Source organism: Mycobacterium sp. NGS34 (assembly GCF_059812845.1).
The window spans coordinates 548,377-568,510 of the sequence record NZ_JCALDM010000002.1 but is presented as its reverse complement, the minus strand read 5'-3'; the positions used below and the strand labels follow the sequence as shown (position 1 = coordinate 568,510).

17 protein-coding genes are annotated in these 20,134 nt (G+C 70.7%); 13 read left to right on the top strand and 4 right to left on the bottom strand.

The window, feature by feature from the left end; genetic code table 11:
• Window positions 1–42 precede the first annotated feature (42 nt).
• Entirely contained in the window at window positions 43–465 is a 423-nt protein-coding gene (locus AC5Y7V_RS07645; RefSeq protein WP_499879650.1) for a metallopeptidase family protein, read from the top strand.
• Between the two features lie 21 nt (window positions 466–486).
• Here AC5Y7V_RS07645 and AC5Y7V_RS07640 read toward each other — a convergent pair whose 3' ends face one another.
• On the bottom strand, window positions 487–825 hold the full coding sequence (locus AC5Y7V_RS07640) for a WhiB family transcriptional regulator (RefSeq protein WP_499879403.1): 339 nt from the start codon (window positions 823–825) through the stop codon (window positions 487–489).
• A 320-nt stretch (window positions 826–1,145) separates the two neighbouring features.
• On the opposite strand from AC5Y7V_RS07640, the gene cofD reads away from it, so the two are divergent.
• The 5 genes from cofD (at window position 1,146) to AC5Y7V_RS07615 (ending at window position 7,798) form a co-directional block, all read left to right on the top strand.
• On the top strand, window positions 1,146–2,138 hold the full coding sequence (gene cofD / locus AC5Y7V_RS07635; RefSeq protein ID WP_499879402.1) for a 2-phospho-L-lactate transferase: 993 nt from the start codon (window positions 1,146–1,148) through the stop codon (window positions 2,136–2,138).
• Complete coding sequence (locus tag AC5Y7V_RS07630) at window positions 2,135–3,499, top strand: coenzyme F420-0:L-glutamate ligase (RefSeq protein ID WP_499879401.1); 1,365 nt, start codon at window positions 2,135–2,137, stop codon at window positions 3,497–3,499. Before cofD ends, AC5Y7V_RS07630 begins: the two co-directional genes overlap by 4 nt.
• Window positions 3,500–3,510: 11 nt before the next feature.
• Window positions 3,511–5,085 (top strand): Eco57I restriction-modification methylase domain-containing protein, encoded by a 1,575-nt coding sequence (locus AC5Y7V_RS07625; protein WP_499879400.1) that lies wholly within the window; start codon window positions 3,511–3,513, stop codon window positions 5,083–5,085.
• On the top strand, window positions 5,028–5,627 hold the full coding sequence (locus AC5Y7V_RS07620; protein ID WP_499879399.1) for an NUDIX hydrolase: 600 nt from the start codon (window positions 5,028–5,030) through the stop codon (window positions 5,625–5,627). The genes AC5Y7V_RS07625 and AC5Y7V_RS07620 overlap by 58 nt, the downstream gene beginning before the upstream one ends.
• A gap of 197 nt (window positions 5,628–5,824) precedes the next feature.
• A complete protein-coding gene (locus AC5Y7V_RS07615) occupies window positions 5,825–7,798 on the top strand; it encodes a PE family protein (protein WP_499879398.1) in 1,974 nt (657 codons plus the stop codon).
• 90 nt (window positions 7,799–7,888) lie between these two features.
• Here the strand turns inward: AC5Y7V_RS07615 and manB are convergent, their stop codons facing one another.
• Genes manB through rfbD form a run of 3 tightly spaced genes read right to left on the bottom strand, consistent with a single transcriptional unit; the run spans window position 7,889 to window position 10,752 of the window.
• Window positions 7,889–8,965, bottom strand: coding sequence for a mannose-1-phosphate guanylyltransferase (manB, locus tag AC5Y7V_RS07610; protein WP_499879397.1), 1,077 nt, complete (start codon window positions 8,963–8,965; stop codon window positions 7,889–7,891).
• A 1-nt stretch (window position 8,966) separates the two neighbouring features.
• A complete protein-coding gene (locus tag AC5Y7V_RS07605; RefSeq protein ID WP_499879396.1) occupies window positions 8,967–9,866 on the bottom strand; it encodes a glycosyltransferase family 2 protein in 900 nt (299 codons plus the stop codon).
• Window positions 9,859–10,752: a dTDP-4-dehydrorhamnose reductase gene (rfbD, locus tag AC5Y7V_RS07600; RefSeq protein WP_499879395.1), complete on the bottom strand. Its 894-nt coding sequence runs from the start codon at window positions 10,750–10,752 to the stop codon at window positions 9,859–9,861. The genes AC5Y7V_RS07605 and rfbD overlap by 8 nt, the downstream gene beginning before the upstream one ends.
• 74 nt (window positions 10,753–10,826) lie before the next feature.
• Between rfbD and AC5Y7V_RS07595 the strand changes: the two genes are divergently transcribed.
• The 7 genes from AC5Y7V_RS07595 to AC5Y7V_RS07565 all read left to right on the top strand — a co-directional run bounded on the left by AC5Y7V_RS07595 (window position 10,827) and on the right by AC5Y7V_RS07565 (window position 20,134).
• Entirely contained in the window at window positions 10,827–12,305 is a 1,479-nt protein-coding gene (locus AC5Y7V_RS07595; protein ID WP_499879394.1) for an LCP family protein, read from the top strand.
• Window positions 12,293–13,036 (top strand): TIGR03089 family protein, encoded by a 744-nt coding sequence (locus tag AC5Y7V_RS07590; RefSeq protein ID WP_499879393.1) that lies wholly within the window; start codon window positions 12,293–12,295, stop codon window positions 13,034–13,036. Before AC5Y7V_RS07595 ends, AC5Y7V_RS07590 begins: the two co-directional genes overlap by 13 nt.
• Window positions 13,037–13,115: 79 nt before the next feature.
• Window positions 13,116–14,717 carry a PPE family protein gene (locus AC5Y7V_RS07585; protein ID WP_499879392.1) on the top strand — a complete coding sequence of 534 codons (1,602 nt, stop codon included), beginning with the start codon at window positions 13,116–13,118 and terminating at the stop codon, window positions 14,715–14,717.
• A 71-nt stretch (window positions 14,718–14,788) separates the two neighbouring features.
• Window positions 14,789–15,070, top strand: a complete 282-nt coding sequence (locus AC5Y7V_RS07580; RefSeq protein WP_499879391.1) for a DUF1490 family protein — start codon at window positions 14,789–14,791, stop codon at window positions 15,068–15,070.
• Between the two features lie 58 nt (window positions 15,071–15,128).
• Window positions 15,129–17,222 carry a manganese-exporting P-type ATPase CtpC gene (gene ctpC, locus AC5Y7V_RS07575; RefSeq protein ID WP_499879649.1) on the top strand — a complete coding sequence of 698 codons (2,094 nt, stop codon included), beginning with the start codon at window positions 15,129–15,131 and terminating at the stop codon, window positions 17,220–17,222.
• Between the two features lie 74 nt (window positions 17,223–17,296).
• Entirely contained in the window at window positions 17,297–18,355 is a 1,059-nt protein-coding gene (locus AC5Y7V_RS07570; RefSeq protein WP_499879390.1) for a helix-turn-helix transcriptional regulator, read from the top strand.
• A 204-nt stretch (window positions 18,356–18,559) separates the two neighbouring features.
• Entirely contained in the window at window positions 18,560–20,134 is a 1,575-nt protein-coding gene (locus AC5Y7V_RS07565; RefSeq protein WP_499879389.1) for a PE domain-containing protein, read from the top strand.

The window sequence follows — 20,134 nt, the reverse complement described above, 5'->3', positions numbered from 1 at the left end:
CGCCGTTCGGCTTCCTACCGCGCGTCGCGCCGGGGCCGCGACATGCGGGGCCCGCTGCTGCCGCCGACGGTGCCGGGGTGGCGCAGCCGGGCCGAGCGGTTCGACATGGCGGTGCTGGAGGCCTACGAACCGATCGAGCGGCGCTGGCAAGACCGGGTGTCCGAGCTCGACGTGGCGGTCGACGAGATCCCCCGCATCGCCGCCAAGGACCCCGATGCCGTGCAGTGGCCGCCCGAGGTGATCGCCGACGGGCCGATCGCGCTCGCCCGCTTGATCCCGGCCGGCGTCGACGTCCGCGGCAACTCCACGCGGGCACGAATTGTCTTGTTCCGCAAGCCGATTGAGAGACGGGCCAAGGACACGGAAGAACTTGGCGAGTTGCTGCACGAAATCCTGGTGGCCCAGGTGGCCATCTACCTGGACGTCGAGCCCTCGGTCATCGATCCCTCGATCGACGACGAATGACGTTGCGGGCGCGCTAGAAGGTCAGATGATGCCGCGCTTGAGGCGGCGGCGCTCGCGCTCGGAGAGGCCGCCCCAGATGCCGAAGCGCTCGTCATGGGCCAGGGCGTACTCGAGGCACTCGTGGCGCACCTCGCAACCGAGGCAGATCTTCTTGGCCTCGCGGGTGGAGCCGCCCTTCTCCGGGAAGAAGGCCTCGGGGTCGGTTTGCGCGCAGAGCGCGCGGTCCTGCCACTGATCCGGGGTCGGCAGCGGCTCGGGCTCGGGCTCGAAAGCGACTGGGGCGTCGGGAACCACAGTCAGGTGCGGGCGGACGGGTGCCGCCGGCATCGCGCCGATGGTGCTGTGCGGTGTGCTTGTCATAACGCCCCGAAGGTGCTCATAAGACATGCTTCGTCCGCCTCCTCAGGTTTGATTTGAGAGAGTGAGTGAGTTCCCACTGTTCTGATGTACAGACAATTCGAACATGTGATCGAATCTCGGTCTGCGACACCGGAATCGGCCGGCCAACCGGGAAATGACACTGATGTGATTAGACACTTGTTGACCTGCCTGGTCAAGCGTAATGGCGAATTTCCATATCATCTCGTGACCAAATTCCGGCGTTTCCGTTGTTTTGCGGCCTTCGGCGTGTCGATCACAGTCCCCACGCGGGCAGTACTGTCGAGCCCTGTGAAGGTCAAGTGAAGGTCACGGTTTTGGTCGGCGGCGTGGGCGGCGCCCGGTTCCTGCTGGGGGTTCAACAGCTGCTCGGGCTCGGTCAGTTTTCGCAACAGGGCCCCGATGCCGGCGAACACGAACTGGCCGCGGTCGTCAACGTCGGCGACGATGCGTGGATCCACGGGGTGCGCGTCTGTCCGGATTTGGACACCTGCATGTACACCTTAGGTGGAGGTGTCGACCCGGAGCGAGGGTGGGGTCATCGCGACGAAACCTGGCACGCCAAAGAGGAATTGGCGCGCTACGGCGTGCAGCCGGACTGGTTCGGACTCGGCGACCGCGACCTGGGCACCCACCTGGTGCGCACCCAGATGCTCAACGCGGGCTACCCGCTGTCGCAGATCACCACGGCGCTGTGCGACCGCTGGCAACCGGGCGCGCGCCTGCTGCCGGCCACCGACGACCGCTGCGAGACGCACGTGGTGATCACCGATCCCGCCGACGACGGCCGTCGGGCGATCCACTTCCAGGAGTGGTGGGTGCGCCACCGGGCCCAGGTGCCCACGCACAGCTTCGCGTTCGTCGGCGCCGAAAAGGCCACCGCCACAGCCGAAGCGGTGGCGGCGATCGGCGAGGCCGACGTGATCCTGCTCGCGCCGTCCAACCCGGTGGTCAGCGTCGGCGCCATCCTGGCGGTCCCCGGCATCCGCGGGGCCCTGCGCGCGGCCAAGGCCCCGGTCGTCGGCTACTCGCCGATCATCGGCGGAAAACCGTTGCGCGGCATGGCCGATGCGTGCCTTTCGGTGATCGGGGTCGAGTCCACCGCGGAGGCGGTCGGCCGGCACTACGGGGCGCGGCGGTCCACCGGGATACTGGATTGCTGGCTGGTCCACGAGGGCGATGGGGCCGACATCGAGGGGGTGGCGGTGCGCGCGGTGCCGCTGATCATGCGCGACCCCAAGGCGACGGCCGAGATGGTCGCCGCGGGGCTGGAGCTGGCGGGAGTGACGGCGTGACCGACCGTTCGACCGAGCACGGCACCGGCGCAGCGATCGAGACCCCCCCCGGCGCCGGGCTCCCCGAGTTCCGGCCCGGCGACGACCTGGGCGCCGCCGTCGCCGCCGCGGCGCCGTGGCTGCGCGACGGCGACGTCGTGGTGGTGACCAGCAAGGTGGTGTCCAAATGCGAGGGCCGCCTGGTGCCGGCGCCGCGGGACGCCGAGGAACGCGACCGGCTGCGCCGCAAGCTGGTCGACGACGAGGCCGTGCGCGTGCTGGCGCGCAAGGGCCAGACGCTGATCACCGAGAACCGGCTCGGCCTGGTGCAGGCCGCCGCCGGGGTGGACGGGTCCAACGTCGGCACCGACGAGCTGGCGCTGCTGCCGGTCGACCCCGACGCCAGCGCCGCCGCGCTGCGCGCCGGGCTGCGCGAGCGCCTCGGCGTCGACGTGGCCGTGGTCATCACCGACACGATGGGCCGCGCCTGGCGCAACGGCCAGACCGACGCGGCCGTCGGCGCGGCGGGTCTTCGTGTGCTGCACGGCTATTCGGGCGCCGTCGACCGGCACGGGAACGAGCTGCTGGTCACCGAGATCGCGATCGCCGACGAGGTCGCGGCCGCCGCCGATCTGGTCAAGGGCAAGCTGACGGCGATGCCGGTGGCCGTGGTGCGCGGGCTCGCCGTTTCCGACGACGGGTCGACCGCGCGGCAGCTGCTGCGGCCCGGCGAGGAAGACCTGTTCTGGCTCGGCACCGCCGAGGCGATCGACCTGGGCCGCCGCCAGGCCCAACTGTTGCGCCGGTCGGTGCGCCAGTTCAGCGCCGAGCCGGTGCCACCCGAGCTGATCGAGGCCGCCGTCGCGGAGGCGCTCACCGCGCCGGCCCCCCACCACACCCGGCCGGTCCGGTTCGTGTGGCTGCGAACCCCGGCCACCCGGACCCGGCTGCTGGACCGCATGAAGGACAAGTGGCGCAGCGACCTCGCCGGGGACGGCCGGCCCGCCGACTCGGTGGAGCGGCGGGTGGCGCGCGGCCAGATCCTCTACGACGCGCCCGAGGTCATCATCCCGTTCCTGGTGCCCGAGGGCGCCCACGCCTATCCCGACGCCGCCCGCACCGCCGCCGAACGCACCATGTTCACGGTCGCGGTCGGGGCGGCCGTGCAGGCGCTGCTGGTGGCGCTCGCGGTGCGCGGTGTGAGCAGCTGCTGGATCGGCTCGACGATCTTCGCCGCCGAACTCGTCCGCGCCGAGCTCGAGCTGCCCGCCGAGTGGGAGCCCTTGGGCGCCATCGCGATCGGCTACGCCTCTGACGCCGCCGGGGTGCCGCCCGGGCCGCGCGAGCCCGTCGATGCGGGGGATTTACTGCTCCGCAAGTGATACTTGAGCCCATGCGTTTCGCGGGCAAGGCGGCGGCGTCGGCCGACAAGGTCCGCGGCGGCTACTACACCCCGCAACCGGTGGCGCGGTTCCTGGCCTGCTGGGTTCGCGAGGCCGGGCCGCGCATCGTCGATCCGTCCTGCGGCGACGGCCGCATCCTGCGGGAGCTGGCCGGGCTCAGCGAGTCCGTGCGCGGCGTCGAGCTGATCCCCGGGGAAGCGGCCCGGGCCCGGCGGTTCGCGCCCGTCGACGCCGAGAGCCTGTTCACCTGGCTGGCCCACGCCGAGCCCGGCGGCTGGGACGGCGTCGCCGGCAACCCGCCCTACATCCGCTTCGGCAACTGGGCGCCCGAGCAGCGCGACCCGGCGCTGGAGCTGATGCGCCGCGAGGGGCTGCGGCCCAGCCGGCTGACCAACGCCTGGGTCCCGTTCGTCGTCGCGAGCGCGGTCCTGGCGCGCGACGACGGACGGGTGGGCCTGGTCCTTCCGGCCGAGCTGCTCCAGGTCGGCTACGCCGCGCCGCTGCGCGAGTTCCTGCTGGGCCGGTTCCGCGAGATCACGCTGGTGACGTTCGAGCGGTTGGTGTTCGACGGCGTCCTGCAGGAGGTCGTGTTGTTCTGCGGCGTGGCCGGGCCCGGCCCGGCGCGGATGCGCACGGTTCATCTCACCGACGCCGACGCGTTGGCGGGCGCGGAACTCGATGCCGCGTGGGCTCCCGCGCTGCTGCACGAAAAGGAGAAGTGGACCAAGTACTTCCTGGACCCCGATGCGATCCGGCTGCTGCGCGCGCTCAAGGCGTCGCCGGCCATGACCCGACTCGGGTCGGTCGCCGATGTGGACGTCGGCATCGTGACGGGCCGCAACAGCTTCTTCACCTTCACCGACGAGCAGGCCCGGGCATTGGCGCTGCGGCCGCACTGCGTCCCGCTCGTCTCGCGCAGCGCGCAGCTGAGCGGCCTGATCTACGACACCGATTGCCGCGCAAGCGATGTCGCGTCATCGCACCGGACCTGGCTGCTCAACGCGCCGCCCGAACCCACCGACGCCGCCCTGCTTGGCCACATCGAAGCCGGTGAGTCGGCCGGCGTGCACCGCGGCTACAAGTGCTCGATCCGCAAGCCGTGGTGGACGACCCCGTCGCTGTGGGTCCCCGATCTCTTCCTGCTGCGCCAGATCCACCGGTCTCCGCGGCTGACCGTCAACGCCGCCGCCGCGACGAGCACCGACACCGTGCACCGGGTCCGGCTCGCGCCCGGCGCCGACGCGACCGCGCTGGCCGCGGTGTTTCACAACAGCGTGACGTTCGCCTTCGCCGAGATCGTGGGTCGCAGCTACGGTGGGGGCATCTTGGAGCTGGAACCCAGAGAGGCCGAGCAGCTGCCCATTCCCCCGCCCGCCTATGCCGGCGACGGACTCGCCTGCGACGTCGACCTGTTGCTGAAGGCCGGCGAGGTCGACAAGGCGCTCGACCTCGTCGACCGGCGCGTGCTGATCGACGGGCTCGGCCTGTCCCCCGACGCCGTGACGCGATGCCGCGCGGCCTGGGCCTCGCTGCGGGATCGCCGAACGAGGCGGGGATCCCGTTGACCCTTCGGGAGTCGGCGATCTCGATCCTCGGCGACTGGCGCGCCCCCGACCCGGCGCAGGACTCGTTGCGGCACGCGGTGCTGGCCTTCGTGCACGGCCGTCCCGACGCCTGCCGCCGCGAGTGCGTACCCGGGCACGTCACCGCGTCGGCGCTGGTCCTCGACCACGCCGGCGCCCGGGTGCTGCTGACGCTGCACCCCCGCCTGGGCCGCTGGGTGCAACTGGGCGGACACTGCGACGAGGACGACCCCGACGTCGTCGCCGCCGCGCTGCGCGAGGCCACGGAGGAATCCGGCATCGACGGCCTGCGCATCGAGCCCGAGCTGGCCGCCGTGCACGTGCACCCGGTCACCTGCTCGCTGGGCGTGCCCACCCGCCACCTGGACCTGCAATTCGTCGCGCACGCCCCGGCCGGCGCGCGGATCGCCATCAGCGACGAGTCCGACGATTTGCGGTGGTGGGCCGCCGACGCCCTGCCCGAGGGCACCGATCACGCGCTGGCGTACTTGGTCGCGCGCGCGACTGGCCGAGCGTCACGCTAGCGCGGCTGTCGGCGTCGAGCGTCGCGCTGGCGTGACGCTCGAGCGTGCGGCCAGCCGCACATCGGCACAAGCGAGACTTGCAGTATTTGCAGTAGTCACCCGCGGGCCCACCCGTAAATTGCAGTAGTGCCGTCCCGGATCGAACGGGCGCTCCGATGCCTGACAATCAGCATTCAACGCTCTGATGGAGGCATGGAATGTCGTACCTGGTCGCGGCCCCAGAATTTTTGACGTCGGCGGCGTCGGACGCGGCGGGCATCGGCTCATCGCTGAATGCGGCCACCGCATCGGCGGCGGCCCCGACCACCCAGGTGCTGGCCGCCGCCGAGGACGAGGTGTCGGCGGCGATCGCGTCGCTGTTTTCAGGCCACGCGCAGGCCTTTCAGGGGCTCAGCGCGCAGGCGGCAGCGTTCCACGAGCAGTTCGTGCAGGCGTTGAATGCCGCCGGGGGTGCGTATGCGGCCGCCGAGGCGGCGAACGCTTCGCCGCTGCAGACCGCGTGGAGCGACGTCAAGACGGTGATCAATACGCCCACCAACTTGCTGTTGGGGACCCCGTTGATCGGCAACGGCACCAACGGTGCGCCGGGGACCGGGCAGCCAGGCGGACCGGGCGGATTGTTGTGGGGCAACGGCGGTAACGGCGGGTCGGGCGGGCCCGGTCAGGCCGGCGGGCGCGGCGGTCACGCGTGGTTCTTCGGCAACGGCGGCCAGGGCGGCGCCGGCGGCACTGGCACCACCGGCACCACGGGCTCCGCAACCGGGGGGATCACCGGCGGCATCGGTGGCAACGGCGGGGCCGGCGGCGCCGGCGGCAACGGCGGGATCTTCTTCGGCACCGGCGGTGCAGGCGGGGCAGGCGGAACCGGCGGAGTCGGCGGGGCGGGCGGGACCGGCGTCGCCGGCAACGCCGCCGCCCTGAACGGCACCAACGGTGGCACGGGTGGTAGCGGCGGGGCCGGCGGGGTCGGCGGTCAGGGCGTCGGCCTGTTCGGCCACGCCGACGGCAGCAGCGGCGTCGCCGGCGACGGCGGCCAGGGTGGCCTGGGCGGTGCCGGTGCCAACAACACCGCCGGCACCGCAGCGGGCAACGGCGGCAACGGCGGCACCGGCGGCGACGGCAACACCGCCGGCGCCGGCGGGGGCGGCGGTGTGGGCGGCACCGCCGGCACCACCAGCGTCGGCGGCCACGGCGGCAACGGCGGCACCGGCGGCAACGGCATGACCGGTGGGGCCGGCGGTACCGGCGGTGATGGCGGCGACGGCAGCGACACCCACGGCTCCGGCAGCGGTGGCAACGGCGGCAACGGCGGCATCAGCATCGCCGGCACCGGCGGGCACGGCGGCGCCGGCGGCAACGGCGGCACCGTCAACACCAGCCGTCTCAACGGGGCAAATTTGGCCGCTGGTAACGGCGGCAACGGCGGCACCGGCGGCATCGGCCCCACCGGCGGCACCGGCGGCACTGGCGGCCATGGCGGCAACGCCACCGTCAACTCCGTAAACCCCAACGCGACAGGAGCCGCCGCCGGCGGCGGCGGTGGTGGCGGCGGCCTCGGCGGCAATAGCAGCGGCGGTGGTTTCGGCGGAGATGGCGGCAATGGCGGCGCCGGAGGCCAGGCCGTGGTCAGCACTCAGACCTTCAGTCAAGTGAACAACAGCAGCGCCCTCGGTGGCGCTGGTGGTGGCGGCGGCACTGGCAGCCCTGGCGTGACCGGCAATTACGGGGGTGCTGGTGGTGGCGGTGCTGTATTCGTCGAGGGTGTCTTTAGCGCAACCGGTGGCAACGGAGCCGCCGGTGCGGGCACCGGCGGCGGCCTCGGCGGCCTCGGCGGTGCCGGCACCGGTTCCGGCACCGGTGCTATCAGCGGGGCCGGCGGTGGTGGTGGCGGCGGCGGCGGCATCTCCGGCGGCATCGGCGGCGCCGGGGGCGCCGGCGGCAACATCGTTTCGGGCTTCAGCGGGGGCTCCCCCCTCGGCGGCCTCGGCAGCACGAACGGCGGCAACGGCTCCAGCGGCATTGCCAGCGGACCCGGCACCACGGGCGGCGGCTTCGGCACGGGCGCCGGCGCCGGCTTGGGTGGCGGCGGTGGCGGCGGTGCCGCCTTCGTCGCACCATTTCTCAACGGTAGCGGTACCGCCAATGGCGGTCAGGGCGGCAACGGCGGCTAGCTGAACCGACCACCGCTTCTCGAGCCTGCGGCCTGCCGCACATTCGACGCCGAGCGTGCGGCCAGCCGCACGTTCGGCGCAAACAACCGCCTACACGTCGGACGAGTAGCGGATCCCGCCGTCGGGAATGGAGATCCCGGGCCACACCCGGGCGCCGCGCAGCAGCTCGCAGCGGGCACCGATGTCGGCGCCGTCGCCGATCACCCCGTCGCGGATCAGCGCCCGCGGGCCGATGCGCGCACCGAAGCCGATGATCGAGCGCTCGATCACGCTGCCGGCCTCGACCTTGACGCCGTCGAAGATCACCGCCCCGTCGAGCCGCACACCCGGGCCGATCTCGGCGCCGCGCCCGACGACCGTGCCGCCGATCAGCACCGCGCCCGGGGACACCGCCGCGCCGTCGTGCACCAACTGCTCGCCGCGGTGACCGTGCAGGGCCGGCGAGGGGGCGATCCCGCGGACCAGGTCCGCCGACCCGCGCACGAAGTCCTCCGGGGTGCCCATGTCCCGCCAGTAGGTGGCGTCGACGTAGCCGCAGACCTTGACGCCGGGGTCCGACAGCAGGGCCGGGAACACCTCGCGCTCCACCGAGACCTCGCGGCCCCGAGGGATCCGGTCGATGATGCCGCGCTGGAATACGTAGCAGCCGGCGTTGATCTGGTCGGTCGGCGGATCCTGGGTCTTCTCCAAAAACGCTGTGACGCGACCGTTTTCGGTGGGCACGCAGCCGAACGCGCGCGGGTCACCCACGCGCACCAGGTGCAGGGTGACGTCGGCGTGCTCGTTCTCGTGGAATTCGAGCAGCTGGCCCAGGTCCGCGCCGGACAGGACGTCGCCGTTGAACACCATCACGGTGTCGTGGCGCAGGTGGTCGGCGACGTTGGCGATCCCACCGCCCGTGCCCAGCGGCTGCTCCTCGGTGACGTATTCCAGCTGCAGGCCCAGCTTGGAGCCGTCGCCGAACTCCGCCTCGAAGACCTGGGCCTGATACGACGTGCTCAGGATGACGTGCTCGATGCCGGCCGCGGCGATCCGCGACAGCAGGTGGGTCAAGAACGGCAGCCCGGCGGTGGGCAGCATGGGCTTGGGCGCGGACAGCGTCAGCGGCCGCAGCCGGGTGCCCTTGCCCCCGACCAGGACCACCGCGTCGACCTGTGAGGTTCCCATTTCAGTGCCGCCCTCCCGCCGCGTTCCTTCTACTCAGGCGACGCGCGCTGCGCACCATCAGCCGCGAACGCACCACCAGCGAGGCCCGCAGCGTCCAGCGCAGCGGCGCACGCCACCAACCAGAATGCCGGTCGGCGAGGAACAAGTAGGTGCTTTTGTGGTGAGCGGCCAGGTGGCGTTCCGGGTCGTGGCCGGTGGAGTGGCCCTTGTGGTGCAGCACCTCGGCCGTCGGCACGTAGACGTTCAGCCAGCCGGCCCGGCCCAGCCGGTCACCGAGGTCGACGTCCTCCATGTACATGAAGTAGCGCTCGTCGAACCCGCCGACCTGGTGAAACGCCGACCGCCGCACGAGCAGGCACGACCCCGACAGCCAGCCGACCGCCCGCTCGCTGGGCTCCAGCCGTTCCTGGCGGTAGGCCGCCGTCCACGGGTTGCGCTTCCAGAACGGCCCGATCACCGCGTGCATGCCGCCGCGGATGAGGCTGGGCAGGTGCCGCGCCGAGGGATACACCGACCCGTCGGGGTCGCGGATCAGCGGCCCCAGCGCGCCGGCGTGCGGCCAGCGGGCGGCGGCGTCCAGCAGGGCGTCGATGCTGCCCGGGCCCCACTGCACGTCGGGGTTGGCCACGATCACCCAGTCGTCGTCCACGCCCCCGCCCTCGGTCAGGTGCGCGACCGCGCGGTTCACCGCGGTCCCGTAGCCGAGGTTGGCGCCGGTGTCGAAGAGCCGGACGTTCGGGAAGCGCTCGACGGCCGCCTGCGGCGACCCGTCCGTAGACCCGTTGTCGGCCAGCAGCACGCTGACTGGGCGCTCGGTGGCGATCGACAGGGAGGCCAGGAACCTCTCGAGGTGCGGGCCCGGTGAGTAGGTCACCGTCACGACCGGCAGAACGTCAGTCACGCGTCGAGGGTAACGGTCGATCGCCGGCGGACGCGGCCAGCGCCGCGACAAGCGCAGGGCGCCAGGGCCTTAACGGTGTCAGGCCGAGCGCGGCGGACTCGCGGCTGCCCAGCGCGGAATAGGACGGGCGCGGCGCGGGGCGCGGGAAGCCGTCGGTCTTTACCGGCCGCACCCGGTCCGGGTCGGCGCCGCATTCGGCGAACACCGCGCGGGCCTGCTCGAAGCGCGACACGGCCCCCTCGTTGGCGGCGTGCAGGATGGGGCCGGGCACCCGCTCGTCGGCGACCTGCAGCAGCGCGACGGCCAAGTCGGCGACGTAGGTCGGCGACCCGACCTGGTCGTCGACGACGTCGACCGGGCCGTCCCCGGCGGCCAGGCGGCGCATGACGGCGACGAAGTCCTTGCCGGTTCCGCCGGTGTACAGCCACGCGGTGCGCACCACGACCGCGTCGGGCAGCGCCGCCAGCACCGCCTCCTCGCCGGCCAGCTTGGACAGCGCGTAGACGCCGCGCGCGTCGGTCTTGTCGCTCGGCTCATACGGGCGCGCCCCGCTCTCGGGCGGCGGGCCGGTGAACATGTAGTCGGTGGAGACGTGGATGAGCCGGGCGCCGGTCTTCGCGCAGGCCCGCGCCAGGTGCTCCGGGCCGGTCTCGTTGACCGCGTAGGCCCTCGCCTCGTCGCTTTCCGCGCCGTCGACGTTGGTGTACGCGGCGCAGTTCACGACGACGTCGCCGCGCTGGATGATCCGTTCCGCCGCGGCGGGGTCGGTGATGTCCCACTGCGCCGATGTCAGCGCCAGCACGTCGCGGCCCCGATCGGCGGCCAGCGCCGTCAGAGAAGTGCCCAATTGCCCGCCCCCGCCGCTGATCACAAGCCTTTCCGACATGTGTTGAGTCTGGCATGGCACAGGCGCGCCGCTTTCAGCTACCCGAGAAGCGGCTGTGTCACAAGTAATCTGTTGTGATGCCTGTGCAACGTGTGGTTCGTGTGGTTGCCACTGTGCTGACCGTCGCGGTCGTTTTCGGCACGGGGATCGCCTGGAGCAACGTCCGCGCCTTCGAGGACGGCATCTTCCACATGTCCGCACCGTCGCTGGGCAAGGGCGGCGACGACGGCGCGATCGACATCCTGCTGGTCGGCCTGGACAGCCGCACCGACGCGCACGGCAACCCGCTGTCGGCCGAGGAGCTGGCGACGCTGCGGGCCGGCGACGAGGAGGCCACCAACACCGACACGATCATCCTGGTCCGGATCCCGAACAACGGGAACTCGGCCACCGCGATCTCGATCCCGCGGGACTCCTACGTCTCGGCCCCCGGCCTGGGCAAGACGAAGATCAACGGCGTCTACGGCCAGACCCGGGAGGCGAAGCGGGCCAGCCTGGTCAAGGCGGGCGCGTCGGCCGCCGAGGCCGAGGCGCAGGGCACCGAGGCCGGCCGCGACGCCCTCATCAAGACCGTCGCCGACCTGACCGGCGTCACGGTCGACCACTACGCCGAGATCGGGTTGCTGGGCTTCGCGTTGATCACCGACGCGCTCGGCGGCGTCGAGGTCTGCCTCAAAGAGCCCGTGTACGAACCGCTTTCGGGCGCAGACTTCCCGGCCGGCCGGCAGAAGCTCGACGGCCCACAGGCGCTGAGCTTCGTCCGCCAGCGCCACGACCTGCCGCGCGGCGACCTGGACCGGGTGGTGCGCCAGCAGGTGGTGATGGCCTCGCTCGCGCACCGGATCATCTCCGGCCACACGCTGTCCAGCCCCGCGACGCTGAAGCGCCTGGAGGCGGCCGTCCAGCGTTCGATGGTGATCTCCTCGGGTTGGGACGTCATGGATTTCGTCCAGCAGATGCAAAAGCTGGCCGGCGGCAAGGTCGCCTTCGCCACCATCCCGGTGCTCGACGGGGCCGGCTGGAGCGACGACGGCATGCAGAGCGTGGTGCGGGTGGACCAGCATCAGGTCCAGGACTGGGTGGCCGGTCTGCTCGAAAACCAGGCGCAGGGCAAGACCGAGGAACTGGCCTACACGCCGGCCAAGACCACCGTCGACGTGGTCAACGACACCGACATCAACGGGCTGGCGGCCGCGGTGTCGAACGTGTTGAGCGCCAAGGGGTTCAGCTCGGGAACCGTGGGCAACAACGACGGCGGCCACGTCAAGGGCAGCCAGGTGCGCGCCGCCAAGACCGACGACCTGGGTGCGCAGCAGGTCGGCAAGGAACTGGGCGGGTTGCCGGTCGTCGCCGACCCGTCGTTGCCGCCCGGATCCGTCCGGGTGGTGCTCGCCAACGACTACACCGGGCCGGGCTCGGGCCTCTCCGGCGGCCCGGACGCCCAGGTGCTGCCCGCCCGGGCGTCCAACGCGGGCACCGCCGGCGGCCCCAACACCCCGCCGCCGTCGCCGATCCTGACCGCCGGCTCCGACAAGCCCGAGTGCATCAACTGAGCACGCTGTCGGGCGCGATCCTGGATCCGATGCTGCGGGCCGACCCGGTCGGCCCGCGCATCACCTACTACGACGACGCGACCGGCGAGCGCATCGAATTGTCCGCCGTGACCCTGGCCAACTGGGCGGCCAAGACCGGCAACCTGTTGCGCGACGAGCTGGGCGCGGGGCCGGCCAGCCGAGTCGCGGTCCTGCTGCCGGCGCACTGGCAAACGGCGGCCGTGCTGTTCGGGGTGTGGTGGATCGGCGCCGAGGCGGTGCTCGAACCGGGCGCGGCCGCCGACCTGGCGCTGTGCACCGCCGAGCGGCTCGAGGAGGCCGACGCTTCGGTGGCGGGCGGCGAGGTCGCGGTCCTTTCGCTCGACGCGTTCGGCCGCCCTTCAAAACTAGGGGGGCCCGACCTGCCGATCGGCGTCACCGACTACGCCACCGCGGTGCGGGTGCACGGCGACCAGATCGTCCCCGAGCGCCATCCCGGCCCGGCGCTGGCGGGCCGATCGGTCGACCAGGTGCTGGCAGATTGCGAAAGATCTTCCGCGGCAAGGGGATTGACGTCCGGCGACCGGGTGCTCTCCACCGCCGCCTGGTCCGGCCCCGACGAACTGGTGGACGGCCTGCTGGCGATCCTGGCCGTCGGCGCGTCGCTGGTGCAGGTCGCCAATCCCGACCCGCCGGCGCTCGAGCGCAGGATCGCGACCGAGAAGGTCACCCGGGTCCTATCGACAAGTTAGCTTACCCTGAGCTAAGTTTACGGGGTTAACTCAGCTCAGGTGGGGGCAGAGGCTTGGCTCACGGGGAGGCGCGCGGCCCATGACCGCGCCCATTTGGATCGCCGCACCGCCGGAGGTGCATTCGGCCGCGCTCAGCAGCGGCCCCGGTCCGGCGTCGTTGCTGGCGGCGGCCGGGGCGTGGGACACGCTGAGCGCCGAATATGACTCCGTCGCAACGGAACTCACCGCGATCTTGGCGGACGTGCGTCCCGGGCGGTGGGAGGGGCCGAGCGCGGAATCCTTTGCGGCGGCCCATGTCCCGTACCTGGCGTGGTTGATGCAGGCCAGCGCCGACAGTGCGACGACTTCGGCGCTGCACGAGACCGCGGCCGCCGCCTACACCGCCGCGCTGGCCGCGATGCCGACGCTGGCCGAGCTCGCCGCCAACCACGTCGTCCACGGGGTGTTGGTGGCGACCAACTTCTTCGGGCTCAACACCATCCCGATCGCGCTCAACGAGGCCGACTACGCGCGGATGTGGATCCAGGCCGCCACGACGATGAGCGTCTATCAAGCGATCTCCGGCGCGGCGGTCGCGTCGACGCCCCAAACCACCGCCGCACCGGTGATCGTGAACCCGGTGTCGACGTGGGTCAACTCCGTGATCAGCGCTATCGATACCGTCGAGCAGCTCGGCCAGGACGCGTCCGCGCTGAACCTGTTCGACCTGCAGTCGGCGTTCCTGAACGCGATCCAGAACTTCAGTGTCACGGCGTTCATGGCGGACCCGGTGGGGTACACCCAGCAGGTCGTCGAGTCGTTCGTGGGGCAGTTCCCCCTGCTGTCCGACCTCTATTTCGGGTTCGGCGGCGACCACGTCTTTGAATTTCTCGCGAACCCGGTGGGATACGTGGAGAACATCATCAACAAGTTCGTGGCGGATCCGGTGCTGTATCTGAGCAACCCGTTCCTGCTTTTCCTCAGCCCCGACGATTTCGCCTCCATCGGCTACAGCGCGATCTCCCCGTTCATCGCGCCCTCCGCCCTGGCGGTCGCCCCCGTCGGCGCCGTGGGCGGCTTCGCGGGTCTGATCCAGGCGCCCGAACTGGCCGGCCTGCCCGCGCCCGCCGTCGCGCTGGCGCCGGCACCGCTGGCGCACGCGCCCGCTTTGTCACCGGTCGTCGGGATGGCTCCGACCACGGTCGCCTCCGCCGTCGCCCCCGGAACCGCCCCCGCGCCCGCGCCCACCGCAAGCGCCGTCGCCAACGTCGCTCCGCCGCCGCCGGCCGCGGGGGTTGCGGGTTTCGCCCCGCCCTACGCGGTGGCGCCCCCCGGCTTCGACGCCGGATCGGGGCTCGGCACCCGCGCGAGCTCCACCGCCAAAAGCAGGGCCCCGCAACCGGATAGCTCCGCGGCGGTAAACGCCGCGGCGGCGCGGGAACGGGCACGGGCCCGGCGGCGCCAGCGCGCCAAGCAGCGTGGGCACGACGACGAGTTCATGGATATGGACGTCGACGTCGACCCGGACTGGGGCGCGCCAACCGAGGCCTCGGATCGTGCCGCCGGAACCATCGGCTTCACCGGAACGGTGTCGAAAGGAAGCGCCCACCCGACGGGGCTGGCCGCGCTCGCCGGCGACGGGTTCGGCGGCGGCCCGACGACGCCGATGCTGCCCAACACCTGGGACGACGATTCATATTGATATCGCAATATTTCGATGTTAACGTCGTGCCAAGCATTAACCGACGCTGTGACGACAGGAAGGGTGCGGTGATGGCGGTCTACGGGCTCCTGGCGAAAGCGGCGGGGACGGTGGTCACCGGGCTGGTGGGCGTGACGGCCTACGAGGTGGTGCGCAAGGCCATGGCCAAGGCGCCGCTGCACGAGACCGCCGTGTCGGCGGCGGAGCTGGGATTGCGCGGCACCCGCAAGGCCGAGGAGGCCGCCGAGTCGGCGCGCCTCAAGCTCGCCGACGTCATGGCCGAGGCCCGCGAACGCATCGGCGAGGAAGCGCCCACGCCATCCGTCACCGAGGCCCACGAGCACGATCACTGATCGCGTGACGCAGGCGAAAGACCCCGCCCTGCATGTGCTTTCGGACGCGGCCGGGCGCATGCGGGTCTCGGTCTCCTGGGTGCGCGCCAACTCGCGGCGCGCCGTGGCGGTCGAGGAGGCCGTCGGCAAGGTGGCGGGGGTGCGCGTGGTGCACGCCTACCCGCGCACCGGCTCGGTGGTCGTCTGGTATTCGCCCCGGCGCGCCGATCGCGCGGCGATGCTGGACGCGATCGCCGGCGCCGCCCGCGTCGCCGCGGAGCTGATCCCGGCGCGCGCGCCGCACTCGTCGGAGATCCGCAACACCGACGTGCTTCGCATGGTCATCGGCGGCGCGGCGCTGGCCCTGCTGGGCGTGCGCCGGTACGTGTTCGCGCGGCCGCCGCTGCTCGGTCCGAGCGGCCGGCTGTTCGCCACCGGCGTCACCGTCTTCACCGGCTACCCCTTCCTGCGCGGCGCGCTGCGCTCGCTGCGCTCCGGGCGGGCCGGCACCGACGCGCTGGTCTCGGCGGCCACCGTGGCGAGCCTGGTGCTGCGGGAGAACGTCGTGGCCCTCACCGTGCTGTGGCTGCTCAACATCGGCGAGTACCTGCAGGACCTGACGCTGCGGCGGACCCGGCGCGCCATCTCCGAGTTGCTGCGCGGCAGCCAGGACACGGCGTGGATCCGCCTGGCGGACAGCGAGATTCAGGTGCCGATCGACAGCGTCGAGATCGGCGACGAGGTGATCGTGCACGACCACGTCGCGATACCGGTGGACGGCGAGGTGGTCGACGGCGAGGCGATCGTCGACCAGTCGGCGATCACCGGCGAGAACCTGCCCGTTTCCGTCATGGTCGGCGCGCACGTGCACGCCGGCTCGGTCGTGGTGCGCGGGCGGCTGGTCGTGCGCGCCCGCGCCGTCGGCAAACAGACCACCATCGGGCGCATCATCGCCCGGGTCGAAGAGGCGCAGCACGACCGGGCGCCGATCCAGACGGTCGGCGAAAACTTCTCCCGCCGTTTCGTTCCCACCTCGTTCATCGTCTCGGCCATCACCCTGGCCGTCACCGGGGACGTGCGCCGGGCGATGACCATGCTGCTGATCGCGTGCCCGTGCGCGGTCGGCCTGGCCACCCCGACCGCCATCAGCGCGGCCATCGGCAACGGCGCGCGCCGCGGCATCCTGATCAAGGGTGGCTCCCACCTCGAACAGGCGGGCCAGGTCGACGCGATCGTGTTCGACAAGACCGGCACCCTGACCGTCGGGCGCCCCGTCGTCACCAACATCGTTGCGATGCACTCCGATTGGCAGCCCGAGCAGGTGCTGGCGTATGCGGCCAGCTCGGAGATCCACTCCCGCCATCCGCTCGCCGAGGCGGTGATCCGCTCGACCGAGGAACGCCACATCAGCATCCCGCCGCACGAGGAGTGCGAGGTGCTGGTGGGCATGGGCATGCGCACCTGGGCCGACGGCCGGACCCTGCTGCTGGGCAGCCCGTCGCTGCTGCAGTCCGAGAAGGTCCGGGTGTCGAAGAAGGCGAAGGAGTGGGTCGACCGGCTGCGGCGGCAGGCGGAGACGCCGTTGCTGCTCGCGGTGGACGGCACCCTGGTCGGGCTGATCAGCCTGCGCGACGAGGTGCGGCCCGAGGCCGCCACGGTGCTGAAGAAGTTGCGCGCCAGCGGGATTCGCCGGATCGTCATGCTCACCGGCGATCATCCCGAGATCGCCGAGGTGGTCGCCGCCGAGCTCGGCATCGACGAGTGGCGCGCCGAGGTGATGCCGGAGGACAAGCTCGAGGTGGTGCGCGAGCTGCAGGACGACGGCTTCGTCGTCGGCATGGTCGGCGACGGCATCAACGACGCCCCGGCGCTGGCCGCCGCCGACATCGGGATCGCCATGGGCCTGGCCGGAACCGACGTGGCCGTCGAGACCGCCGACGTGGCGCTGGCCAACGACGACCTGCATCGCCTGCTCGACGTGCGCGACCTGGGTGCCCGGGCCGTCGACGTGATCCGCGAGAACTACGGCATGTCCATCGCCGTCAACGCCGCCGGGCTCATCATCGGCGCGGGCGGCGCGCTGTCCCCCGTGCTGGCCGCGATCCTGCACAACGCGTCGTCGGTCGCGGTGGTGGCTAACAGCTCCCGGCTGATCCGGTACCGCCTTGAGTGAACCGCTGCGGGGAATACGGCAAACCACGTATCTTCTGCTCCAAAGGCGCCACATCGGAGCATCGGACTCGCAGGATGACAGATCTGAACAGCGCCAGCGTCGCCGCCGTCATGGAGGTCGCGCTGACGGCCTACTCGTTTGACGGGCTGGAGAGCTTTCGCCGCGAGCTGTTGTCTTGTGTGCGACGCCTGATTCCCGGTGACGTGCTTGGTTATAACGAGATGGACTTGAAGGCCGGAGAGACAATTGTCATTTCCGACACCCCCGACGTGACCTCCCCCGGAATGGTTGAGGCGTTCGTGGAGACCGCGCACCAGCATCCTGGAGTGCAGTTGTGCCAACGCGGCGACTTTCGGCCACACTTTCTCTCGGACCTAATGACCACCAGCGAGTTGCACCGCTTAGAGCTCTACCAGGAGGTATACCGGCGGCTGGGTGTGGAAGACCAGTTTTACTTCAACCTCACCGAGTCAGCAGATTTGGCCACCGTCGCCATCGGCCGATCCCGGCGTAGCTTCACCGGGCGTGACCGCGCGATTGTCGAGCTGCTGGAACCACATTTGCGCCGCGCCTACCTTCAAGCACACCGACGCGATCTGGCCAAGGCAGTCATCGCGGCACAGGAGGCGGGCTTGGAAGAGGCTGACACGGCGGTGATCCTTCTCGACGACCGCGATCACGTATTACACGCATCGGGTTTGAGCCAACAGCTGCTCGACACATATTTCCCCGGGCAACACGACATCGGCGGCATTCTGCCCGAATCGTTGGCCAACTGGCTGCACACCAGCAACCGCGACGTCCTCAACAGCATGTGCGTCACCCGGCCGCGGGGGCGGCTGCGGATTCGTGCCCTGTCCCGCCGCACCGCCGAGGGATGGCGCACCCTGCTGCTGGATGAGCTGCCCGCCGACCCCCTGCCCTCTGTTGAATCACTAGTCGCCCTTGGACTGACGAACCGTCAAGCGGAGGTGCTACGCCTACTCGCGAGCGGAAACAGCACCCAGACGATTGCCGATCAGCTGTACCTCAGCCCCGCCACGATCCGCAAACACCTCGAAAACATCTACACCCGACTCGGGACGCGATCCCGGACCGAAGCCGTGGCGATGGCCCTGCGACAGAGATCCTGAAAGCGCTTGGGCTTATCCGAACCTGTTGGTGCGCAAGATATCTCATGAGATAGTGCGCCGAGAGGCCTTTCGTCCGACCAGACCTGTCTCGGCAAAGATACGCGCTTTGCCGTATGTCACGCCGCGCAGCGTCGAAATAAACTGCGGTTCAACCACGCCCACGGCGCGGTCAAGCCACTGAACCGATCCGGTGAAAGGCCAGCCATGACCTACCTGATCGCAGTTCCGGACCTGTTGGGCCAGACGGCAACCGAGGTCGCCGGAATCAGATCGGCCCTCACCGCGGCCCACGCCGCGGCGGCATCCTCGACGACGACGGTGACCGCGATGGCCGCCGACGAAGTCTCGGCTGCCGTCGCCGGGCTGTTTGCCGCTCACGGCCAGCAGTTCGCCGCGCTGGGCAGGCAAGCCGGGGCGTTTCACGATCAGTTCGTGCAGGCACTGGCCGCGGCGGGAAGCGCATATGCGAGCGCCGAGGCGGCCAGCGTGGCGCCGCTGCAAACACCCGCGCAGACGTTGCAGGATGTTCTGGCGACCCTGCCCAACCTTGGGGTGGGCAACAACGGCAACTCGAACGTGGGCAGCGGAAACACCGGCAGTCAGAACTTCGGCAGCGGAAACACCGGCAACTCGAACGTGGGTGGCGGGAACATCGGCAACGGCAACATCGGCCCCGGGAACTTCGGCAACTCCAACGTCGGCGGCGGCAACGCCGGCAACGCGAACTTCGGCTTCGGCAACACCGGCACCAGCTTTCTCACCTTCACCGACGGCGCCGACAACAACGTCGGCATGGGCAACACCGGCAACAACAACGTCGGCTTCGGCAACACCGGCGCCTTCAACCGCGGCGGCGGGAACACCGGCATCGGAAACATGGGTGCCGGCAACACCGGGAACAACAACATCGGCTTCGGGCTGACCGGCAGCAACGAAATCGGCATCGGCAACACCTATTTCAACACCGCGACCAACCAGTTCAGCTTCGGCGGGCTGAACTCGGGCAGCGGCAACATCGGCCTGTTCAACTCGGGCCACAACAACATCGGGTTCTTCAACTCCGGTGACGGCAACATCGGCATGTTCAACACCGGCAGCAACACCTATAACGCGGGCATTCCCAACAACTTCGGCTTCGGGAACTCGGGCGCCGTCAGCACCGGCATCGGGAACTCGGGCGGCTACGACACCGGCTTCGGGAACTCGGGCGCGCAGGACACCGGCTTTGTGAACGCGGGCCCGGTGAACACGGGCGCCGGCAACGCGGGCTTCGCCAACACGGGCTTCGGGAATGCGGGCAACTTCAACACGGGCAACGGCAATTCGGGCAACAGCAACACCGGCTACTGGAATTCGGGCAACGTCAACACGGGCTTCGGGTTCGCCACCGACAGCGGTGCGGTGAACTCGGGCTTCGGCAACACCGGGATCGGGGTCTCGGGCTTCTTCAACTCGACCACCGGCGGATCCGGGACCGACGGCAGCGTCTCAGGCATTGGCAACCACTTCAGCGGCGCGGACCCCCTTTTCGGTTTCGACGGCTTCGCCTCGGGCTTCTTCAACTCGGCCAGCGGACCGTCATTCATCAACGGCGAGACCTCGGGCTTCTTCAACTCGGCCACCGGCGGGACCATCGCGAACGGGCAGAATTCCGGCTTCTTCAACGTCGGCATCCCGGGCAGCGTGGTGGGCGCCGGCAGCAGCGGCCAGATCTCCGGCCTGCTGAACTTCGGCACCCTCCTGTCCGGGTTCTTCAGCCTGAGCCGGCTGTTGCCGTAG